Source organism: Streptomyces sp. NPDC048420 (assembly GCF_040651535.1).
Taxonomy (GTDB): domain Bacteria; phylum Actinomycetota; class Actinomycetes; order Streptomycetales; family Streptomycetaceae; genus Streptomyces.
In genome coordinates, this window is sequence record NZ_JBEZKG010000021.1 from 114,071 (window position 1) to 133,801 (window position 19,731).

Annotated in this window: 14 protein-coding genes; 2 read left to right on the top strand and 12 right to left on the bottom strand. The window is 70.0% G+C overall.

What is annotated here, in order from left to right; translation table 11 throughout:
* The 5 genes from AB0D34_RS34320 to proB all read right to left on the bottom strand — a co-directional run bounded on the left by AB0D34_RS34320 (position 1) and on the right by proB (position 5,311).
* Positions 1–1,068, bottom strand: a complete 1,068-nt coding sequence (locus AB0D34_RS34320; RefSeq protein WP_362668780.1) for a hypothetical protein — start codon at positions 1,066–1,068, stop codon at positions 1–3.
* Positions 1,069–1,146: 78 nt separating this feature from the next.
* Entirely contained in the window at positions 1,147–1,728 is a 582-nt protein-coding gene (locus AB0D34_RS34325) for a hypothetical protein (protein ID WP_362668783.1), read from the bottom strand.
* A 67-nt stretch (positions 1,729–1,795) separates the two neighbouring features.
* Complete coding sequence (locus tag AB0D34_RS34330) at positions 1,796–3,082, bottom strand: glutamate-5-semialdehyde dehydrogenase (protein ID WP_362668785.1); 1,287 nt, start codon at positions 3,080–3,082, stop codon at positions 1,796–1,798.
* 102 nt (positions 3,083–3,184) lie between these two features.
* A complete protein-coding gene (locus AB0D34_RS34335; RefSeq protein WP_362668875.1) occupies positions 3,185–3,646 on the bottom strand; it encodes a hypothetical protein in 462 nt (153 codons plus the stop codon).
* Between the two features lie 558 nt (positions 3,647–4,204).
* Complete coding sequence (gene proB / locus AB0D34_RS34340; RefSeq protein WP_362668878.1) at positions 4,205–5,311, bottom strand: glutamate 5-kinase; 1,107 nt, start codon at positions 5,309–5,311, stop codon at positions 4,205–4,207.
* Positions 5,312–5,561: 250 nt separating this feature from the next.
* On the opposite strand from proB, the gene AB0D34_RS34345 reads away from it, so the two are divergent.
* Positions 5,562–7,580 (top strand): hypothetical protein, encoded by a 2,019-nt coding sequence (locus AB0D34_RS34345; RefSeq protein WP_362668881.1) that lies wholly within the window; start codon positions 5,562–5,564, stop codon positions 7,578–7,580.
* Here AB0D34_RS34345 and AB0D34_RS34350 read toward each other — a convergent pair.
* The 7 genes from AB0D34_RS34350 to rplU all read right to left on the bottom strand — a co-directional run bounded on the left by AB0D34_RS34350 (position 7,564) and on the right by rplU (position 17,324).
* Positions 7,564–8,757, bottom strand: coding sequence for a glycosyltransferase (locus AB0D34_RS34350; protein WP_362668787.1), 1,194 nt, complete (start codon positions 8,755–8,757; stop codon positions 7,564–7,566). The genes AB0D34_RS34345 and AB0D34_RS34350 overlap by 17 nt on opposite strands.
* A 163-nt stretch (positions 8,758–8,920) precedes the next feature.
* Positions 8,921–11,035 (bottom strand): hypothetical protein, encoded by a 2,115-nt coding sequence (locus tag AB0D34_RS34355; RefSeq protein ID WP_362668789.1) that lies wholly within the window; start codon positions 11,033–11,035, stop codon positions 8,921–8,923.
* Between the two features lie 129 nt (positions 11,036–11,164).
* A complete protein-coding gene (locus AB0D34_RS34360) occupies positions 11,165–12,664 on the bottom strand; it encodes a bifunctional cytidylyltransferase/SDR family oxidoreductase (protein ID WP_362668791.1) in 1,500 nt (499 codons plus the stop codon).
* A gap of 660 nt (positions 12,665–13,324) precedes the next feature.
* Positions 13,325–14,872, bottom strand: coding sequence for an alkaline phosphatase D family protein (locus AB0D34_RS34365; protein ID WP_362668793.1), 1,548 nt, complete (start codon positions 14,870–14,872; stop codon positions 13,325–13,327).
* A 308-nt stretch (positions 14,873–15,180) separates the two neighbouring features.
* Positions 15,181–16,617, bottom strand: coding sequence for a GTPase ObgE (gene obgE / locus AB0D34_RS34370; RefSeq protein ID WP_362668796.1), 1,437 nt, complete (start codon positions 16,615–16,617; stop codon positions 15,181–15,183).
* 117 nt (positions 16,618–16,734) lie between these two features.
* Positions 16,735–16,989: a 50S ribosomal protein L27 gene (rpmA, locus tag AB0D34_RS34375; RefSeq protein ID WP_004950923.1), complete on the bottom strand. Its 255-nt coding sequence runs from the start codon at positions 16,987–16,989 to the stop codon at positions 16,735–16,737.
* A gap of 14 nt (positions 16,990–17,003) precedes the next feature.
* A complete protein-coding gene (rplU, locus tag AB0D34_RS34380) occupies positions 17,004–17,324 on the bottom strand; it encodes a 50S ribosomal protein L21 (protein ID WP_007381993.1) in 321 nt (106 codons plus the stop codon).
* A 330-nt stretch (positions 17,325–17,654) separates the two neighbouring features.
* On the opposite strand from rplU, the gene AB0D34_RS34385 reads away from it, so the two are divergent.
* Complete coding sequence (locus tag AB0D34_RS34385; protein WP_362668798.1) at positions 17,655–19,685, top strand: glycosyltransferase family 2 protein; 2,031 nt, start codon at positions 17,655–17,657, stop codon at positions 19,683–19,685.
* Positions 19,686–19,731: the final 46 nt, after the last annotated feature.

The window sequence follows — 19,731 nt, forward strand, 5'->3', positions numbered from 1 at the left end:
CTACACCTTCGGTTGCGCACTGGTAGCCAGCGACCCGCACAAAGCGGTCGCACTCCCCGTCGCATAGGGATCCGTCCCCGCCGGCCCACCCGCCTTCGCCGTCTCCCCCGCCAGCAACGGATGCAGGCGATCCGTGGAGTCCTCCACGCACGACAGCGGCCCAGCCTGGACGTACGACACGACCAGCTGGGCCGTGTGCATCCGCAGATCGTTCCGGTCGAACCGGAAGTGCAGCTCGCGCCGGACGGTGAACAGCGAGACCTCGGAGTCCGCACCGCCGGCCGGCCGCAGCGCGTACACGAACGTGTGGTCCGCGGTCACCTCCAGTGTCGACGAGTCGGTCTCGGCGGCCTGGAGACTGCCCTGCACCCGGATCCTGCCGTCGGCGAGCCGCGCCTCGGCCGGATCGAAGCGAACCAGCCAGCCGGTCGGCGCGTGCCGCCCGTCCGCGGCCGGGTGGGCGAAACTCTGGTCGAACTGGTCGAGTTGGTCCGTGTCGAGGAGCACCCGCACGGCACGGACCTGGTCGCCGAGGAGGACGTCCGGGTCGAGCGAGGACCGCACGATGTAGTCCTTGGCGGTGGTCAGCGCGCTCACGACCTGGCTGTCGGAGAAGTGCTCGGTGCGCCGGGAGGCGGGCAGCGGAATGCCCTCCGCGCCGACCCGGAACTGCGCGGCGGGGCTGTGCGCGTACAGGTACTCGGCGTCGCGGTGCCCTGGGACCCTGCCCTCGGGGGCCAGCGGGATGACGGTCATCCGCAGGGGCTCGACGGGCTGCGGGACCGCGGAGTTCTGGTACGGGTGGCGTACGCCCATGTAGATCGCGGTGCCGAAGGCGACGGCGATCAGCAGAACCAGGATCAGCACCTGCCGGGACAGTCCCCGGCGCAGCTGCGGGCGGCGGCGTACGGCGGGCGCGTGGTCGGCGATGCGCTCCTGCGCGGAGTACTCCTGAAGGCGGGCAGCGCGGACGAACGACTCGTCGAAGACGACGGATCGGTACTCGTCCTCACCACCCACGGGGCCGCCCTCGGGTGTCCCCTCAGGTGGGTCTCCTGGCCCTCCCATATCTTCAGGGTAGGTCTCGGAGAGCTCGGGTAAACGCCCGGCCACACGACAACTTCTGACAGGTTCTCACCAGGAGTGTCAGGGCGTTCGCGGCACCGCGGAGACGGCTGGCTGGGAGTAGTCGGCCGACGCCGAGGGCGTCACCGTGCTCCCCTGCTCCAGACCGGTCGAGGCGGGCGGCGGAACCCGGTCGCGACTGCCCGAGGAGGCGCCCCGGTAGACGGCCGTGAAAGCCAGCGCGACCATGCCGATGCCCATGACCATGGCGAGCATCCAGGCGACGGGGCGATGCCAGCGGACCTGTTTGCCGTACGTCCCCGGGGCGCCGTAGCGGCCTTCTAGGACCTCGGTGTCGTCCAGGTCGTCGAGCTCGGGATCATGGCCGAAACCACCAGGGCCGTATCCCTCGCCTCTGGGGTGCGCGCGGCGGGCCTCGGCCTCGGAGGCCTCCGCTCTCGCCTGGGCGGCGGCCAGGAGGCGTTCGACGGCGGTCGGCTCGTGCACCACGGCCGCCCGTACGAAGGCCTCGTCGAAGACCACGGAGGCGAACTCTTCGTCCGACACCCCGCGGTCGTGGTCGTCGTCGGGCTCCCAGCCGTCAGGGAACGGCGTGCCCCCCACGTCCTCCGGCACGAATCCAGAGTAGACCTGGGGGGTCAATTTGGGCAGACGGTATGGAAATTCATCCGCCTTGTGAGACACCTCTCGTGCGTCCCCGGCGCCCGGTTCAGCGTCGGATGTGCCCGTCCCCGGTCACGATGTACTTCGTGCTCGTCAGCTCCGGAAGGCCCATCGGACCGCGGGCGTGCAGCTTCTGGGTGGAGATGCCGATCTCCGCGCCGAAGCCGAACTGGCCGCCGTCGGTGAAGCGGGTCGAGGCGTTCACCGCGACGGTCGTGGAATCGACCAGCTGGGTGAAGCGGCGGGCGGCCTGCTGGGAGGTGGTGACGATGGCCTCGGTGTGGCCGGAGGTCCACAGCCGGATGTGCTCGACGGCCTTGTCGAGCGAGTCGACGACGGCGGCGGCGATGTCGTAGGAGAGGTACTCGGTGTCCCAGTCCTCCAGCGTGGCCTCGACGACGGTCGCCTTGGTGTCCTTCGCGTACGCCAGCACCCGCGGGTCGGCGTGGACGGTCACGCCGGCCTCGGCAAGGGCGTCCAGGGCGCGGGGCAGGAAGTCGGGGGCGATGTCCTGGTGGACCAGGAGGGTCTCGGCGGCGTTGCAGACGCTGACTCGCTGGGCCTTGGAGTTGATCAGGATGTCGATCGCCATGTCGAGGTCGGCCCGGGCGTCGACGTAGACGTGGCAGTTGCCGGTGCCGGTCTCGATGACGGGGACGATCGACTCCGTCACGACGGTCTGGATCAGCGAGGCACCGCCGCGCGGGATGAGCACGTCGACCAGGCCGCGGGCGCGCATCAGCTCCTGCACGCTCTCCCGGGACTGGCCGGGCACGAGCTGGATCGCGTCGGCGGGCAGTCCGGAGCCGCCCACGGCGTCGCGCAGGACCCGTACGAGCGCGGTGTTCGACTCGTACGCGGAGGCCGAACCGCGCAGCAGGACGGCGTTGCCGGACTTCAGGCAGAGGGCGGCGGCGTCCACCGTGACGTTCGGGCGTGCCTCGTAGATGATGCCGACCACACCGAGCGGGACGCGGACCTGGCGCAGGTCGATGCCGTTCGGCAGGGTGGACCCGCGGACGACCTCTCCGACGGGGTCGGGCAGCGCCACGACGTCCCGTACGTCGGAGGCGATCGCCCGCACCCGCTCCGGGGTGAGGGTGAGCCGGTCGATGATCGCCTCGCTGGTGCCGGCCTCGCGGGCCTTGGCGATGTCCTTGGCGTTGGCCTCGACGATCTCGCTCGTACGGACCTCCAGGGCGTCCGCGATGGCGAGCAGCGCGTCGTCCTTCTCGGCCCTCGGCAGCGGGGCGAGGTCGGCGGCGGCCGCCTTGGCCCGGTAGGCGGCCTGGATGACCGGGGTCATGGAGTCGTACGGCGAGAGCGAGGTCATAGGGGAAGGGTAGTGCGCCGCGCGGGGCCGTCCACCGCGCGTTCCACAGCGCGAGACGGGATCAAAGGGACACGCTCAGGGGCCCGGCCAGGCGGGCCGCGGTCAGTACGGGTGGACCCCGACCGGCGAGGCCGGAGGCGGGCCGTAGCCCTCGGCGATGCGCTGGTGGTAGGTCTGGCGGTCGATGACCTCCAGGCCGACGATCTCCCACGGGGGCAGTCCCGCGGTCTGCCGGTGCTCGCCCCACAGGCGCAGGGCGACGGCGGCCGCGTCGTGCAGGTCGCGGGCCTCCTCCCAGTACCGGATCTCCGCGTGGTCGTTGGCGTAACGGCTGGTCAGCAGGAAGGGATGGTCGTGGGCAAGCTGTTCGAGGGCGCGCCTGACCTCCTTGAGCGGGGCCTCCTCGCCGGAGACGCTGAGGGTGACATGCCACAGACGGGGCAGGTCCGCGGGCTTCTCGCCCTCGAACCGGTCTCCGGCGGCCACACTCGTCAGGGCGCGCTCCTCACCGGGCGCCTTGGCCATCGCGGCACCATCGCGGGACGCCGCCGCCCCAGGGCGCACTCGTCTCACGACGGCCTCCTTCTACGCACAGGTCGACCCCACGGGTCGGGCGGAATGTGTCCCTGAGACAAAGTTGAGCAGGCCGCAAGGGCTCGTGGGGCGATTTTGCGGAACGTCCACCTCAGGGCGACGTTCTTGGCGGGGCGTTCACCCCGTTTTCGGGCGTACGAGCCCCTGGGCGGCGGGCCTCAGCGACGTACGAGCCCCCGGCGATGGGCGTCAGCGGCCTACGAGCCCCCGGGCGGCGGGCCGCAGCGACGAACGAGCCCCCGGCGATGGGCGTCAGCGACGAACGAGCCCCTCGGGCGGCGGGCCGCAGCGACGAACGAGCCCCCGGCGATGGGCGTCAGCGACGAACGAGCCCCTCGGGCGGCGGGCCGCAGCGGCCTACGGACCCGGCGGCGGGCCTCAGCGGCGTACGGGGACCCCTCGGCCGTACCTCACCCCGCGCACAGCCTCCCGACGCCACACCCCACCCACGCACACCCCCCGACACCACACCCCACCCACGCACACCCCCCACGCCACACCCCACGCACGCCCCCACAGCCCCGCGCCTCAGGGATGCAGGATCACCAGATCGTCCCGGTGGACGACCTCCCTCTCGTACGCCGGACCCAGCTCCCGCGCGAGTTCCCGGGTCGAGCGGCCGATCAGCCGCGGGATCTCCTTGGCGTCGAAGTTGACGAGTCCCCGGGCCACCGCGTGCCCGGTGCCGTCCCGCAGTTCGACGGGGTCGCCCGCGACGAACTCGCCCTCGACGGAGGCGATCCCGGCCGGCAGCAGCGACTTGCGGCGGTCGACGACCGCCTTCACCGCGCCGTCGTCCAGGGTCAGCGCGCCCTGCGGGGTGGACGCGTGCTGCAGCCACAGCAGCCGGTCGGCGGAGCGCTTGTCGGCGGGGTGGAAGTAGGTGCCGGTGTCGCCGCCGGACAGCGCCTCGGCCGCGTGGATCGCGCTGGACAGCACCACGGGGATGCCGGCGGCGGCCGCGATCCGGGCGGCCTCGACCTTGGTGACCATGCCGCCGGTGCCGACTCCGGCCTTCCCTGCGCTGCCGATCTCGACGCCCGCCAGGTCCTCCGGTCCCCGCACCTCCGCTATCCGCGAGGTCCCCGGCCTGCTGGGGTCGCCGTCGTAGACGCCGTCGATGTCGGAGAGCAGGACCAGCAGGTCGGCGTGGACCAGGTGGGCCACCAGCGCGGCGAGTCGGTCGTTGTCACCGAAGCGGATCTCGTCGGTGGCGACGGTGTCGTTCTCGTTCACGATCGGGAAGGCCCCCATCGCGAGGAGCTTGTCGAGGGTGCGCGAGGCGTTGCGGTGGTGGGCGCGGCGGCTCATGTCGTCGCTGGTCAGCAGCACCTGGCCGACGCGGACGCCGTAGCGGGCGAAGGAGGCGGTGTAGCGGGCGACGAGCAGGCCCTGGCCGACGCTGGCGGCGGCCTGCTGGCGGGCCAGGTCCCTCGGGCGGCGGCGCAGCCCCAGCGGGGCGAGTCCGGCGGCGATGGCTCCGGAGGAGACGAGGACGATCTCGCGTTCGCCCCCGCTGCGGCTCTTGGCGAGGACGTCGACGAGCGCGTCGACCCGGTCGGCGTCGAGGCCGCCGGAGGCGGTGGTCAGCGACGAGGAACCCACCTTGACGACGATCCTGCGGGCCTCGCCCACGGCCTGCCTTGCCCCTGCCACCTTGTGTCCTGTCCCCTCGCGCCACTGTGGGTACCTCGCTCGCAATGTACGCGAAGGGGACGCGGCGGCGCGCGTCCGTCCGATCCCCGGACCCGGCGCCCGGTGACCCCGCCCACGCAGGACACACGCGTGTCGTCAGGACGTCGGCACGCGTTAACCAAGGCGTCCGTCTCGCGACGACCCTGGAGTGACCCCCGTGCGAAAACCCCTCCCCCGCCTCCGGTCCGCGCTGCGGCTGCCGGGCCGGCAGACCGTGACGAGAGTGCTCGTCGCCGCCGTCCTGGCAGCCGCCGTCGTCGCCCAGGCCGTCGCCGCCCTGCGCCCGCACGTCCCGCTGCTGCTCGCCGCGACGGTCGCCTCCCTGGCCGTCGAGGGCGTTCTGCACCGCTGGCAGCGCGGCATGGTGTCCCTGTTCGCCAAGACCCACGCGGACGTCACCGTGCGGCACGTCCTGCGCGACCTGCTGCTGGTCTTCGGCCTGCTGCGGCTGACCCCGGAGGACGAGGAGACGGCGTACACCGTGCTGGTGGCCGGTCTGCTCGCCTTCTACGCCCTGCACTGCGCGATCCAGGCGGCCTCCGTCCTGGTCCGCCGCACCCGCACGCTCCCGGTCCTCACCCGCAACATCGACGCCTCCGCACTCCGCCTGACCGCGGCCCCGCCCGCCCTGCTGCGCCGCCCCGGCCCCCGCCTCCTGGTCCACGGCCTGCCCGCCACGGCGGGTCTGCTGGTCACCGCGGCCACCGGCGAGCCCCTCTGCGCGGCCTTCGGTATCGCCATGTCCCTCGGGCTCGCGCTCATGGGCCTGGCGGACCTTCTCGTACGACTGCTGCCGAGCCGTCGGCCGGCCGGTGAGCGTGAGGTGCTGGACTGGTTCGACGCGTGGCTGGCCGAGTACCGGCCCACCGTCGGCCTGTACTTCTCCGGCGGCGCCTCCTCCGCCTACCAGGCCAACATGTGGCTGGAGCCGCTCGCGAAGCTTCACGGCAAGCCGGTCATCGTGCTGCGCGAGCGGTTCATGATGCAGAAGATCGCCGCGACCGACGTCCCGATCGTCTGCCTGCCGAAGGTCTCCACGCTGCTGCGCCTCGAGCAGTCCACGCTCCAGGTCCTCATCCACCCCTCGAACTCCGGCAAGACCTCCCAGGTCCTGCGCATCCCGACGATCCGGCACACCTTCGTCAACCACGGCGAGAGCGACAAGCTGTCCTCCTGCAACCCGTACGCGAAGGCCTACGACGAGGTGTGGGTGGCCGGCCCCGCGGCCCGCGAGCGGTACGCGGCGGCCGAGGTCGGTGTCGAGGACAAGGACGTGGTGGAGATCGGCCGCCCGCAGCTGGACGCCGTACGGCCGTACGCGGGACCGCCGACCGGACCGTACACGGACGTGCTGTACGCGCCGACCTGGGAGGGCTGGGACGGCAACCCCGGCAACACCTCGGTGATCGAGGCCGGCGAGAACCTCGTACGGGCGCTGCTGGCGGACCCCGGGGTACGGCTGCTGTACAAGCCGCATCCGCTGACCGGGTCGGTGGATCCGCGGGCGGGTGCGGCGGACCGACGGATCCGTGAGCTGGTGCGGGCGGCGAACCGGGAGCGGACGGGGGAACGGCCCGCCGACACCGGTGAACTCGCCCGAAGGACGCATGAGTTGGACCAGCTCACCACCGCGTCCTTCCGGGCCGCCGCGGACTCCGTCGAGCGGATGCTGCTCCAGTCCACGCCGGAGCCGGGCCGCTCCCGAGCGGTGGCCCGGGCGACCGCGGCCTGGGAGCGCGCGTACTGGGCCTCGCTGCCGGAGTGGGAGCACCAGGTCGTCACCGACGCCCGGCCCGCGCTGTACGCCTGCTTCAACCGGGCCGACCTGCTGGTCAGCGACGTGTCGAGCGTGGTCAGCGACTTCCTGGCGAGCGGTAAGCCGTACGCGGTCGCCAACACGAGCGGGCTCACGGAATCAGCGTTCCGTACGGCGTTCCCCACCGCCGGGGCGGCGACGGTGTTGACGCCGGACGCGGTGGGGGTGGCCGCGCTGCTGGATGCGGTACGTCATCCGGAGCGGGACGAACTCGCGGGTGCGCGGGCCGAGTTGAAGCGGCGGTTGCTGGGGCCGGACGAGCCTTCTTCGCAGGAACGGTTCGACCTGGCCGTACGGGCACTGTGTGCGGCGGCCGAGAGGCGGAGGGTCCCCGGGCAGCGGCGGGACGAGGAGACCGTGTCGGCTTCCGGGACACTCACCCTGCTGAAGTGAGGACCCTTCGCGCTTTGCGGACCGCTCGCCGCAGCAACTGGTCCGCGCCGACCTCCCGGTAGCCCGGCACCTCTCGGGCTTCCCGCGGCTCAGCCAGATAAAGGGAGTCCGGGAGGCCCGTCGACCGGTCGCGGAAGAACGGGTAGGCGAAGTACACCCGGCGGCCGCCCTTCTCCAGCACCGCCTCCGGCGTCTTCTTCGCGTTCATGAACTCCAGGACCTCCACCAGGAGATCCGGCCGGCCCATCGCCACCAGCTGGAGCCGCAGCCGCTCATGGACCCGCAGGCGGTGGGCCACCTCACCCGTCCAGTACGCGTCGACCAGCGGCTTCGCCAGGGCCAGCTTCTCCTCGCGGACCGCCTCGGTGTCCTTCAGGAACTTCGGGCCGAACTGCGGAAGCAGGGTGACGAGAAAGGGGCGGACCATCAGCGCGTCGCGTCTCGCTCCCGGCGGGACCATGTCGGCGATCAGGGTCATGAGGGCACGTGCCGAGTCGAAGCGCAGGGTGTGGCTGCCGGTCTTCGTGACGTGCTTGCCGTCCTCGCGGCCCACCAGGTAGTAGCAGGTGTGGTCGGCGATCACGGAGACGCCGTCGGCCCGCAGATAGGCCTCCATGGTGAACACGGCGTCCTCGCCGGTCCACAGGGACTCGTCGAAGCGCATGTCGTGCCGGGTGAGGAAATCGCGGCGGAACAGCTTCTGCGCGCTCAGCGTGAACTTGATGTTGGAGGAGAAGACGTCGGTGCGCTCCAGGCTCTGCCCCCACATCGACGTGGGCGGCTTGCGGTTGACGCCCTCGACCCGGCCGAGGACGACATCCGTGCCGTTGCGGTCGGCCATCGCGACCATCCGCTGCAGGGCCTCGGGGCCGAGCCGGTCGTCGGCGTCCAGGAAGAAGACGTACCGCCCGGTGGCCTTGCCCAGACCGACGTTGCGCGGGCCGCTCGGGCCGCCGGAGTTGTCCTGGCGGACGACCGTCATGTCGAGGGGCGTGCGGGCGGCGAACTCCTCCAGGTACTCCCCGGTGCCGTCCGCCGAGCCGTCGTCGACCGCGATGACCTCGATGCGCGACGGGCCGAGGGTCTGCGCCTCGACGGAGGCCAGGCACTCGACGAGGTACGGCATCGCTTCGTACGCCCCGATGACAACGGTCACATCAGGCTGCGCAACGGTCACTTCTCCCCCAGTTACGGTCTGTTCCCCCCAAGTCCACTCAGGGGCAAACCCCTAGACGGCCGACCGGGGGAAAAGGTTGCATCCGGCACGGGGACATACGCAAGAAGGGCCCGGTTTTCGGGATCACCCCCGAAAACCGGGCCCTTTCTTTACGAAGTGGAGGTCAGGCCTTGGTCGTCGCCTCAGTCGCCTCCGTCGCCTCCATGGGCTCAGTCGCCTCCGTCGCCCCGGCCGCCGCCCGTGACTCCTGGCCGACGTTGCGTGCCTCGGCCTTGATCGCGAGGTTCGCCACCGCGGTGTTGAACTGGGCGATGGAGGGGGGCTCGTCGGGACCGAGCAGGTACTGCTTGAGCTCCACCCGGTCCTCGGCCAGCGGGTCGCCCGCCGGGTCGCGGACCGCGTCCAGCAGCTCGCCCAGCTCGGTGGCGTTGTTCGACAGAATCGTGGCCGCGCGCACCGCGGTGTTCTGGCGCTTGAACTCCTCCACGCCCAGCTCGGCGGAGTCCGTCACCGCGTACGGCTTGCCGCTCGCGAGGAAGTCGGAGACCACGCTGGAGATGTCGGAGACCATCGCGTCGGAGACGTTGAAGCAGTCGAACAGCCGCGGCTCGGGGCCGGTGACCACCCGGTGCTCCCACACCGGGAAGGAGCGCCAGTACGCGTCGTTCCACTCGCCGCGCAGCCGGGCGATCTCCTCGTACCTGGCCACGTCGACCACGCCGTCCCGCGTGGCCTCGGCCTCGTCGCCCTTGTCGCCGCCGCCGCTGCCGACGAGGACGGCGAGCCGGGCCTCGATCCGGGCCAGCTCGGCCTTGGCCGCGGCCATCGCGGCCGCGTCGGCCTGGAAGCGGGCGTCGGTGGCACGCTCGGCCGCCGCCTGCTCGATCAGGGCGGTGACCTTCTGGTGCGCGGCGCCCGCCTTGGCGAGGACCGTGCCGGTGAAGGGGTGCGGCTTGTAGAGGACCCGCACCGGCGGGTCGGCCTTCAGCAGCTTCTTCACGATGTTCTCGCCGGCCAGCATCAGCGAGGTGTTGCCCGGGTCGCCGTCCCAGCCCTCCCAGGTGGGCGCGTACAACACGGTGGGGCAGCGTCCATCAGCGGCTCCGCCGCGGGGACCGTCCGGCACACCCTGCCAGGTCTGGATCGGTGCCAGCTGCGGGCGGCCGACCTCGACGATGTCCTCGTCGCGGACGCCGACGTCGGCGATGGCGTAGCGGTCGCGGCCGGCCCGGCCCGCGGTCCACACCTCGTCGTACGCCTTGCTGTACGGGTTGACGCTCGCCAGCTTGTCGCTGTCGCCGTGTCCGATGAAGACGTGCTTCATGGTGGGGACGCGCAGCAGGTGGATGTTCTTGCCGACGTTCGCCGCGTACAGCGCGACCCGCACCGTGGACAGGTCCATGTTCATCAGGTGCACCCCTCCGGGCACGCAGATGACGGGGACCGTGGTGGGCGCGAGGTTCTGCAGGATGACGCGTTCACGCAGGATGATCAGCGGCCTGGAGTCCAGCTGCTCCATGGTCTCCAGCCACATGTTGACCTGGTAGGCGGAGTCCTTGGAGCCGGAGAAGTAGAGCACGGTCTCCGGCTTGTACTCGCGCAGCCAGTCGTCGACCTCGGCGAGCACCTTGTCGGCGTTCGGCGGAATCCGCTTGCCGCGCACGTACGGCGTCAGCGCGAGGACGTAGAGGGAGCCGAGCGCGATGGTCACGCCGATACCGATGAAGGCGGGCAGCTCCGAGTCCAGCTGGGCGGCGACGAGTATGCCGACCACGGCCGCGAGGTCGAGGTGGAGCATCTTCTCGGCGGACCGGTTGAGCAGACCCATCGGCGGGGCGTCCGGGATGCGGATGCGGGAGGCCAGGTCGACGTTGCGGGTGGCGACGGGCAGCCGGCGGCGGTTGCGGATCAGGGTGACCAGTGCGCCGTGCGGGGCCTGGAGGCCGTAGAACGCGATGAAGCAGGCCGTCGCGCCGTAGAAGATCAGACCGTCGGAGAGGTTCATCCGGGCCAGCAGCAGGATCAGCAGGAGCTGTCTGATCAGGAATCGGATCGACAGGCCGGCGCGCACCTTGCTGAGGCGGTTGACCAGATAACTGCCCTGGCGGTGCAGATAGTGGTCCGCAAGGTATGTCACGGCGGTCGCGGCCGCGAAGGCGGGAACGCTCGGGATGAGTGCGGCCACCATGACGGCGGGGAAGCCCGCCAGCATGAGGACCGCCGCGGCCAGCTCGGCCGCGCTGCCCACCCGGGCGACGCGAATAGCGGTGCTTATCACTGAAAACCTGCTCTGGGAGGGATGCCGGTTGGTTGTGGATTCAGGCGGCTTACGGATTCAGGCCCCTGCGAATGCGCCATGAACGGGCAGCCACAGAGGCCTGAATAACAGAAGACTATTTGGCCTTGATTATGCCACGCCGTCCTGACGGTCCAGGACACTGGCCAGCGCCTGCTCGAAGCCGGACGCCTGGCCCGCGGAGGCCGTCGGGTCCTGCTGGCGGACGTCGATGACGTGGCCGGTCAGTTCGGAGAGCAGCACGTCGAGGGAGGTGCGGGCCACCGCCTCGGAGGACAGCAGGCTGCCCGCGGGCTCCTGGCCGAAGGCCTTGGTGCGCATGGGCGTGGCGGTGCGCTCCGGGTTGATGCAGTTCACCCGGACGCCGTCACCCGCCCATTCGTCGGACAGGGCCTGCGTCAGGTTGACCATCGCCGCCTTGGTCGAGGAGTACAGGCTGTACTCGGCACGGCCGCGGGTGTAGCTGCTGGAGGTGTACAGCAGCAGCTGGCCCTTGGTCTCCGCCAGGTACTTGTAGCTCGACCGCGCGATCTGCACCGGGGCCAGGTAGTTGACCTTCAGCGCCTCCTCGATGGTGGCGTTGTCGGTCTCCGCGAGCTTGCCGATGCGCAGCACGCCCGCGGTGTTGACGACGTAGTCGATGCGCCCGGTCTCGGCGTACGCCTTGGACAGCGCGTCGTCGACCTCCTCCGGGTTCTCGACGTGGGTGCCGGTGGTGGAGCGACCCAGCGCGTACACCTTGGCGCCGTAGGACTCGGCGAGTTCGCCGATGTCCTTGCCGATGCCGTAGGAGCCGCCGAAGACGACGATGGTCTTGCCGGTGAGCAGCTCGCGGTAGGCCTCGTCGCTGACCTGTTCGGGGGTCGCGGTCGAGGCGAGCTGGAAGAGCTTGTCGGCGATGAAGACGTCGACGGGCTGGGTGACCTTCATGTTGTACTCGTCACCCGCGACGACGTGGATCGGCACGTCCGGCAGGTACTTGAGTACGACCGAACAGTCGTCCGTGGCCTGGAAGTTGGGGTCACCGGCGGCGACCTCGTAGGCCCGCCTGATGGTGGACAGCTTGAAGGCCTGCGGGGTCTGGCCGCGGCGCAGCCGGGAGCGGTCCGGGATCTCGGTGATGAACTCGCCGTCCTCGCCGTGCGTGCGCGTGACGATGATGGTGTCCGCGGACGGGATGGCGACGTCGACCGCCTGGAAGCGCTCGAGGGCGACCACGCAGTCGTCGATCACGCGCCGCGAGAGCAGCGGGCGTACGGCGTCGTGGAACAGGACGTTGAGGTCCTCGCCCTCGGACAGGCCCTCACCGAGGGCGGCGATGGCGCGCTCGGTGGTCTCGTTCCGGGTGGAGCCACCCTCAATGATCTTCTTGACCTTCGTGAACCCGGCCTTGGCGACGATCTTCTCTATGTCGGGCACGTAACCCGGCGCCATCAGGACGATGATGTCGTCGATGGAGTCGGCCTTCTCGAAGGTGGTCAGGGTGTGCTCGATGACTGCCTTGCCGGCGATCTTCAGCAGCTGCTTGGGGATCGAGAGACCCACGCGCTGACCGGTACCACCGGCCAGGATCACTGCGGTGGTACGGGGCTTGGCGATGTGCTGGGACACAGAAGACCTACCTCGGGGCGACAGGGAACGAGGAAATGGTCCCACTTGCGGTTACCGCAGTGCAAGGTGACCGCCGTTCACTGCATATGTACGCGCTACCTGTCATTCATCTTGCACTGCCGGTAGCGGTGACAGTGCAGCGCCCGGGCCGGATCCCGTCCAGGGCGGGTGCCGTCGGTACGGCGGACAGGAGCCCGGGGCGGCCCGCTCGGGCGTGAGTATCTTCACGTCCTCGAGGGAGGGGCTGCACGCGTTCTTCATATGCATGACCGCGCCGTGGCGGAACGAGCTTGGAATACAACTCGCCGGGCAGTCCATTGCCGCGGAATTCCTTGTTAAGATTCCGCAGCATTTCGGTCTCGGCGAGGGTAAGAGAACGATTCGCGGTGTCCGGAACGGGCTGGAGGAGATTCTCGGGCAGCCCGAGGAACTGCTCGACGATCCGCGCGATCGTGTCGTCGTCCTCGGTGGCCTCGACCAGTCCCAGCAGGCGGATCCCGTGCTTCTCGGTAGGCGCGCCCTGGACGGAGGTCGTGCCGTCTTGTGGGAGCCGATGTGCAGCAGGCGCCTGCCCGCGGGCAGCGGAGCGGTGGCGCCGCTCACCGGAAGGTCGTCTCTCGTAACAGTCCATGAGGACCGCGCCCCTCTCGGCCACCCTGCTCATACCAGACGGACTCCGGGCCTGCCCGAGTCCACCCGCAGCCGCGCGATCGTGCTCGGCACGGCCTGCGGCCCGACCACGGTGTCCACGACCCGCACCTGCGCGTCGATGCCGTGCCGGTCGATGTCGAAGAGGTGGTAGCCGCGGTGGGCGTCGATGACCTTCCAGTGCGGGTTGTCGGCCAGCAGCGGGTCCCACTGGGCGTGGAAGGCGGCCTGGTCCTGATCGCCGTTGCTGGAGACCGACGTACCGACGAACTCGGCGCCGACCACCCGCGAGGACGGGTCGGCGAAGTCCTCCTTGAGGTCGCTGATCATCGTGAAGTGGCGGTCGCCGGAGAGCACGACCGGGTTGCGCACGCTCCGGAAGTCCGCCATCAGGGCGTTGCGTTCGACCTGGTAGCCGTCCCAGGCGTCGTAGTACCAGAGCTTGCCCTCGCCGGGCAGGATGTCGGTCTCGGCCATCATGATCTGCGAGGCGATGAGGTTCCAGCGGGCCGGTGAGCCGTGCAGTCCGTCGAGCAGCCACTGCTTCTGCTCGGCGCCGAGCATGGTGAGCGAGGGGTCCTGGGCGGCGGCCTGGCTGGTGACCTGGTCGCTGCGGAACTGCCGGGTGTCGAGCACGTTCATCCGGACCAGGCGGCCGAAATCCAGGCGCCGGTACATCTGGATGTGCGGGCCGTTCGGGACGGCGGTGGCGCGTACCGGCATGTGCTCGTAGAACGCCTGGTAGGCCGCCGTGATCCGGGCCACGAAGGCGTCGTGCGGCTGCTTGTCGGGGTCCTGCGGAATCTCGCCGGCCCAGTCGTTGTCGATCTCGTGGTCGTCGAAGGTGACCACCCAGGGCGCGTTCGCGTGCATCTCGGCGAGGTCCGGGTCGGTGCGGTACTGGGCGTACCGGTTGCGGTACTGCACGAGGCTGTACGGCTCCCCCGTGCCCTCGTGCCGGCGCAGGGCCGTCGACGACGGTGCCGACTCGTAGATGTAGTCGCCGACGAACACCACGACGTCGGGGTCCTGGTCCAGCATGTCGGCGTACGGCGTGAAGTAGCCGTGCTGCCAGTTCTGGCAGGAGGCGAGCGCGACCCGGAGGTTGCTGCCGGAGCTGTTGCGGGCGGGGGCGGTGCGGGTGCGGCCGGTGCGCGAGAGCTGGCCGTGGGCGCGGAAGCGGTACCAGTACGTACAGCCCGCGCGCAGACCCCGTACATCGACGTGGACGCTGTGCCCGTATGCGGGCAGGGCCTGGGCCGTGCCCCGGCGGACGACCTTCCTGAAGCGCTCGTCCTCGGCGAGTTCCCACTCGACCGGCACGGCCCTGTCGGGCATGCCTCCGCCGTTCAGGGGGTCGGGGGCGAGCCGCGTCCACAGCACGATGCCGTCCGGCAGCGGGTCGCCCGAGGTCACGCCGAGGCTGAACACACCGTCGGGCAGCGGGGTCTCCGCTGCTCGCGCGGTGCCCGGCAGCCACAGCTGGGCGGAGGCGGCGGCGAGCGCGGCGGCGCCTGCGGTCAGAAAGCGGCGTCGGCCGGGTGATGCTGCTCCGTACATGGGCGAACTCCCTTGCGTCGCTTACCCCTTGGACACCCCGGAAGCTCACGCTTCGGGGTGATCCGTGCGTTGAACCAGGGCTTTCGCGTACATGACAAACAGGTAGACAACAGAAGAGCCGTTGCGACTCGCGAACCACATGATGAACGTGGTTCCGGCGCAACGGCCTTCAGGACACCGCCGACTGACGATCTTTTGGGTTCTGGTTGGCAAAGCCGGCGGACCCGGCCCCGTTCATGTCACCCACATGGACGGCCCGGCCCACGACGATGTCGTGAGCCGGGCCGTCAGAACCTTTCCCGCGCCGCTCAGAAGGGCTCGAAGTCGTCGAACTCCTCTGACGCCTCGTCCCGCTCGGCCTGCCGGTCCCGGCGGCGCTGGGCCGCGGGCCGGGGCTCCTCGAAGCGGTGGTCCTCGCCACGCCGGCCGAGCATCTCGGCACCGGCCATCACGGTCGGCTCCCAGTCGAAGACGACCGCGTTGTCCTCGGGTCCGATGGCGACGCCGTCACCCGAACGGGCGCCCGCCTTCATCAGCGCCTCTTCCACACCGAGGCGGTTGAGGCGGTCGGCGAGATAGCCGACGGCCTCGTCGTTGTTGAAGTCGGTCTGCCGCACCCAGCGCTCCGGCTTCTCGCCGCGCACCCGGAACAGGCCGTCCTCCTCGCGGACCACGGTGAAGCCGGCGTCGTCCACGGCCTTGGGCCGGATGACGATGCGGGTCGCCTCCTCCTTGGGCTTCGCGGCCCGCGCCCTGCCGACCAGGTCGGCGAGCGCGAAGGACAGCTCCTTCAGCCCCATGTGGGCGACCGCGGACACCTCGAAGACCCGGTAGCCCCGCGCCTCCAGATCCGGCCGCACCATCTCGGCGAGGTCCTTGCCGTCCGGTACGTCGATCTTGTTCAGGACGACGATGCGGGGACGGTTGTCGAGGCCGCCGTACTCCCTGAGCTCCGCCTCGATGATGTCGAGGTCGGAGACCGGGTCGCGCTCGGACTCCAGGGTGGCGGTGTCCAGGACGTGCACGAGGACGCTGCAGCGCTCCACGTGCCGCAGGAACTCGAGGCCCAGGCCCTTGCCCTGGCTGGCGCCCGGGATCAGGCCCGGCACGTCGGCGATGGTGTAGACGGTCTCGCCCGCGGTCACCACGCCCAGGTTGGGAACGAGGGTGGTGAACGGGTAGTCGGCGATCTTCGGCTTGGCCGCCGAAAGGACGGAAATCAGCGAGGACTTGCCCGCGCTCGGGTAGCCCACCAGCGCCACGTCGGCGACGGTCTTGAGCTCCAGGACGATGTCCTGGAGGTCGCCGGGGACGCCGAGCAGCGCGAACCCGGGGGCCTTGCGGCGGGCGGAGGCCAGCGCCGCGTTGCCGAGGCCGCCGCGGCCGCCCTGGGCGGCGACGTAGGAGGTGCCGTGTCCGACCAGGTCGGCGAGGACGTTGCCCGCCTTGTCGAGGACCACCGTGCCGTCCGGCACCGGCAGGACCAGGTCCTGGCCGTCCTTGCCGGAGCGGTTGCCGCCCTCACCGGGCTTGCCGTTGGTGGCCTTGCGGTGCGGTGAGTGGTGGTACTCGAGCAGCGTGGTCACGGACTGGTCGACGGTGAGGATCACGTCCCCGCCCCGGCCGCCGTTGCCACCGTCGGGTCCACCGAGCGGTTTGAACTTCTCACGGTGGACGGAGGCACAGCCGTGACCTCCGTTACCCGCGGCGACATGCAGTTCGACGCGGTCCACGAAGGTGGTCATGGTTCGGTGCCTCCAAAAACGTCATGGGTACTACTGGCGTAACACGCGAAAGGCGGACCCGCCTTCCCACCAGGGAAGTGAGGTCCGCCTCGCGAAAAGTTCGGTCTAGGCCTGAGCTCAGGCGACCGGAACGATGTTCACGACCTTGCGGCCACGGTGGGTGCCGAACTGCACCGCACCGGCGTTCAGCGCGAACAGCGTGTCGTCGCCGCCACGGCCGACGCCCGCACCCGGGTGGAAGTGGGTGCCGCGCTGGCGGACCAGGATCTCGCCCGCGCTGACGACCTGACCACCGAAGCGCTTCACGCCGAGGCGCTGAGCGTTGGAGTCACGACCGTTACGGGTGGACGATGCGCCCTTCTTGTGTGCCATCTCTCCTCAGTCCCTTACTTCGCAGCCGCGGGGATCTCAGTGACCTTGATCGCCGTGTACTGCTGGCGGTGGCCCTGACGACGGCGGTAGCCGGTCTTGTTCTTGTAGCGAAGGATGTCGATCTTGACGCCCTTGTGGTGGTCCACGACCTCGGCCTGGACCTTGATGCCGGCCAGGACCCACGGGTCGCTGGTCACAGCGTCGCCGTCGACAACGAGCAGGGTCGAGAGCTCGACCGTGTCGCCAACCTTGGCAGTGGAAATCTTGTCAACCTCAACGATGTCGCCGACAGCAACCTTGTGCTGGCGACCACCGCTGCGCACGATGGCGTACACGCGGATCTCACTCTCACTCGAAGAACGGCATCCCCGAAGGCCAGCCGCCCGGCCAAGAGCACGGGCGACCTCTCCCGGACACCGGAGTACCCGGAAGGAAGAGGTTTACGGGGACGTGGCAGACACGATGGACATGCCGACGGTCAAGGTTACGGGCCGTCCCAGGCCCGGTCAAACCGAGGGCTCCCGGCTCCCGGCTCGACGTCAGAAGTCTGTTCGCATACCCGAAACGCCTGCGGATACTCTGTGACTCCGGCCATACACCCACTGGTCGCCCCGCATACATGCAAGGGTAACCCTCTCAGGGCTTCCGACAGGAGAAAACAGCAGATGCCGACCAAGGTGAGCGTCATCATCCCGGTGTACAACCCAGGGAAGTACATCAAGCCTTGTATTGACTCGCTGTTGCGACAGACCCTGCCTTCGGACGAATTCGAGGTGCTCTTCGTCGATGACGGGTCGACCGACGACACTCCCGCCGAGCTGGACGCCCTGGCCAAGGAGCACCCGCATTTCCGGGTGATTCACATACCGAACTCCGGCTGGCCCGGGAAGCCGAGGAACATCGGTGTGAGCGAGGCGGCCGGGGAGTACGTGCAGTTCCTCGACCAGGACGACTACCTCGCCTCCGACGCTCTGCGCCGGATGTACGACATGGGGCACCGCAACGGCTCTGACATCGTCATCGGCAAGGTGGCCAGCAACTTCCGCGGCGTCCCGCACGGTGTCTTCCGCGTGGACCGGGAGAAGTGCAGCCTCAAGGACGCGCCGCTGTACGACAGCCTCACGCCGCACAAGATGTTCCGCACGGAGTTCCTCCGGGAGAACAACATCGCCTATCCCGAGGGCAAGCGGCGCCTGGAGGACCAGCTGTACATGATGGAGGCGTACTTCCCCGCGAAGGTCGTCTCCATCCTCGGCAGTTACACCTGCTACTACTACTCGAAGCGCGACGACGGGAACAACGCGGGATCCGCCAAGATCGTCCCGTCCGGCTACTACGGAAACCTCCGCGAGGTCCTCGACGTAGTCGTCGCCAACACCGAACCCGGCGAATTCCGGGACCTGCTGCTGCGCCGGTTCTACCGGGTGGAGATGCTCGGCCGACTCAGCGAACCCTCCGTCCTCAAGTACGACCCGGCCTATCTCGACGAGATGGTCGAAGCCGTGCAGCCGCTGGCCGAGGACTTCATGGGAGACGGCGTGCACGACGGGCTCGGTGCTCTCAGCCGTGTCCGGTCCACGCTGCTGCGCCGCGACGACCGCGAGGGCCTGGTGCGGATCGCCCGCTTCGCCGCCTCCGTCAAGGGAACGGCCCGGCTGGAGAACGTCGCCTGGCAGGCCGACGGCAGGTTGGCCGTCACGGTCAGCGCCCGGCTCGTCCACGGTGAGAACAACGAACCGCTCAAGCTGCTGCGCCGCGACGGCCGGCTCTTCCTGCACCCCGAGTTCACCGAGGGAGTGCTGAAGGACGGCGAGCTGGTCGACGTCACGGACGAGATCACCGGCTTCAAGGCGGAGATGTCCCTGCGCAACCGCGAGACGGCCGTCGAGTGGGCCTGCCCCGCGAAGTACACCTCCACCGTCGAGGACCTGGGCGACGACGCCTGCGAGGTCGTCATGCGCGGCACCGGCCACGTCAATCCGCAGGGCGGCAAGGGCCGCGGCCCCGTCTCCCGCGGGTTCTGGGACATCTGGGTCCCGGTCCGCGGTCTCGGTGTGGTCCGCAAGGCCCGCCTGGGTGCCGACCGCGCCGCACACGTCGACCAGGACTGCCGGCCCGCGCTGCTCGGTTCCCCCTCCCGCCCGGTCATCCCGTACTTCACCGACCCGCACGGCAACCTCACCCTCGATGTCGCCCGCCGCAGCAAGCGACTGGCGACGTACCTCGAAGGCCGCCCTGTACTGCGGATGCCCGGCAGCCGACCGGAGCTCCGGCTCGACATGTTCGCCCGCCAGAAGACCGCTCCGATGAAGACCGAGCTGGTCCTGAGCTCCGCGGACGGCCGTACGTACACGCTGCCCGCCGAGGTCCGCCCCGCCGCCGGCCTCGCCCACATCTCCCTCCCCCTCCGCCCGAAGGGTGTACCCGCCGGCAGCTGGGACCTCTCCGTGAGGCTGGACGGCGAGAAGAACCCCGCCCTGGCGCTGTGCGCGGTGAAGGTCGACGGCAACGGGCGGCTGCAGCTCGACGACGGTCTTCCGCTCGTCGACGCCCAGATCGTGCGCGCGGAGGTGACCATACGGCGCAAGGCGGCCGTACGGCGCAAGCTGCGCGCCGTCGGCGGCCCGGTCGTCCGCAGGCTTCCCGCCCCCGCCCGCAAGAAGATCCGTAGGCTCGCCGCGAAACTGGTCGCCTGACCGGCACGCCCCGGACGGACACGGCCGGCATCACCACGGACATGCA

Bases quoted from the DNA above. Each gene is read 5' to 3' on its own strand.
- AB0D34_RS34365 (WP_362668793.1), bottom strand. From the start codon at position 14,872: ATGTACGGAGCAGCATCACCCGGCCGACGCCGCTTTCTGACCGCAGGC.
- AB0D34_RS34330 (WP_362668785.1), bottom strand. From the start codon at position 3,082: ATGACCTCGCTCTCGCCGTACGACTCCATGACCCCGGTCATCCAGGCC.
- rpmA (WP_004950923.1), bottom strand. From the start codon at position 16,989: ATGGCACACAAGAAGGGCGCATCGTCCACCCGTAACGGTCGTGACTCC.
- obgE (WP_362668796.1), bottom strand. From the start codon at position 16,617: ATGACCACCTTCGTGGACCGCGTCGAACTGCATGTCGCCGCGGGTAAC.
- AB0D34_RS34385 (WP_362668798.1), top strand. From the start codon at position 17,655: ATGCCGACCAAGGTGAGCGTCATCATCCCGGTGTACAACCCAGGGAAG.
- AB0D34_RS34320 (WP_362668780.1), bottom strand. From the start codon at position 1,068: ATGGGAGGGCCAGGAGACCCACCTGAGGGGACACCCGAGGGCGGCCCC.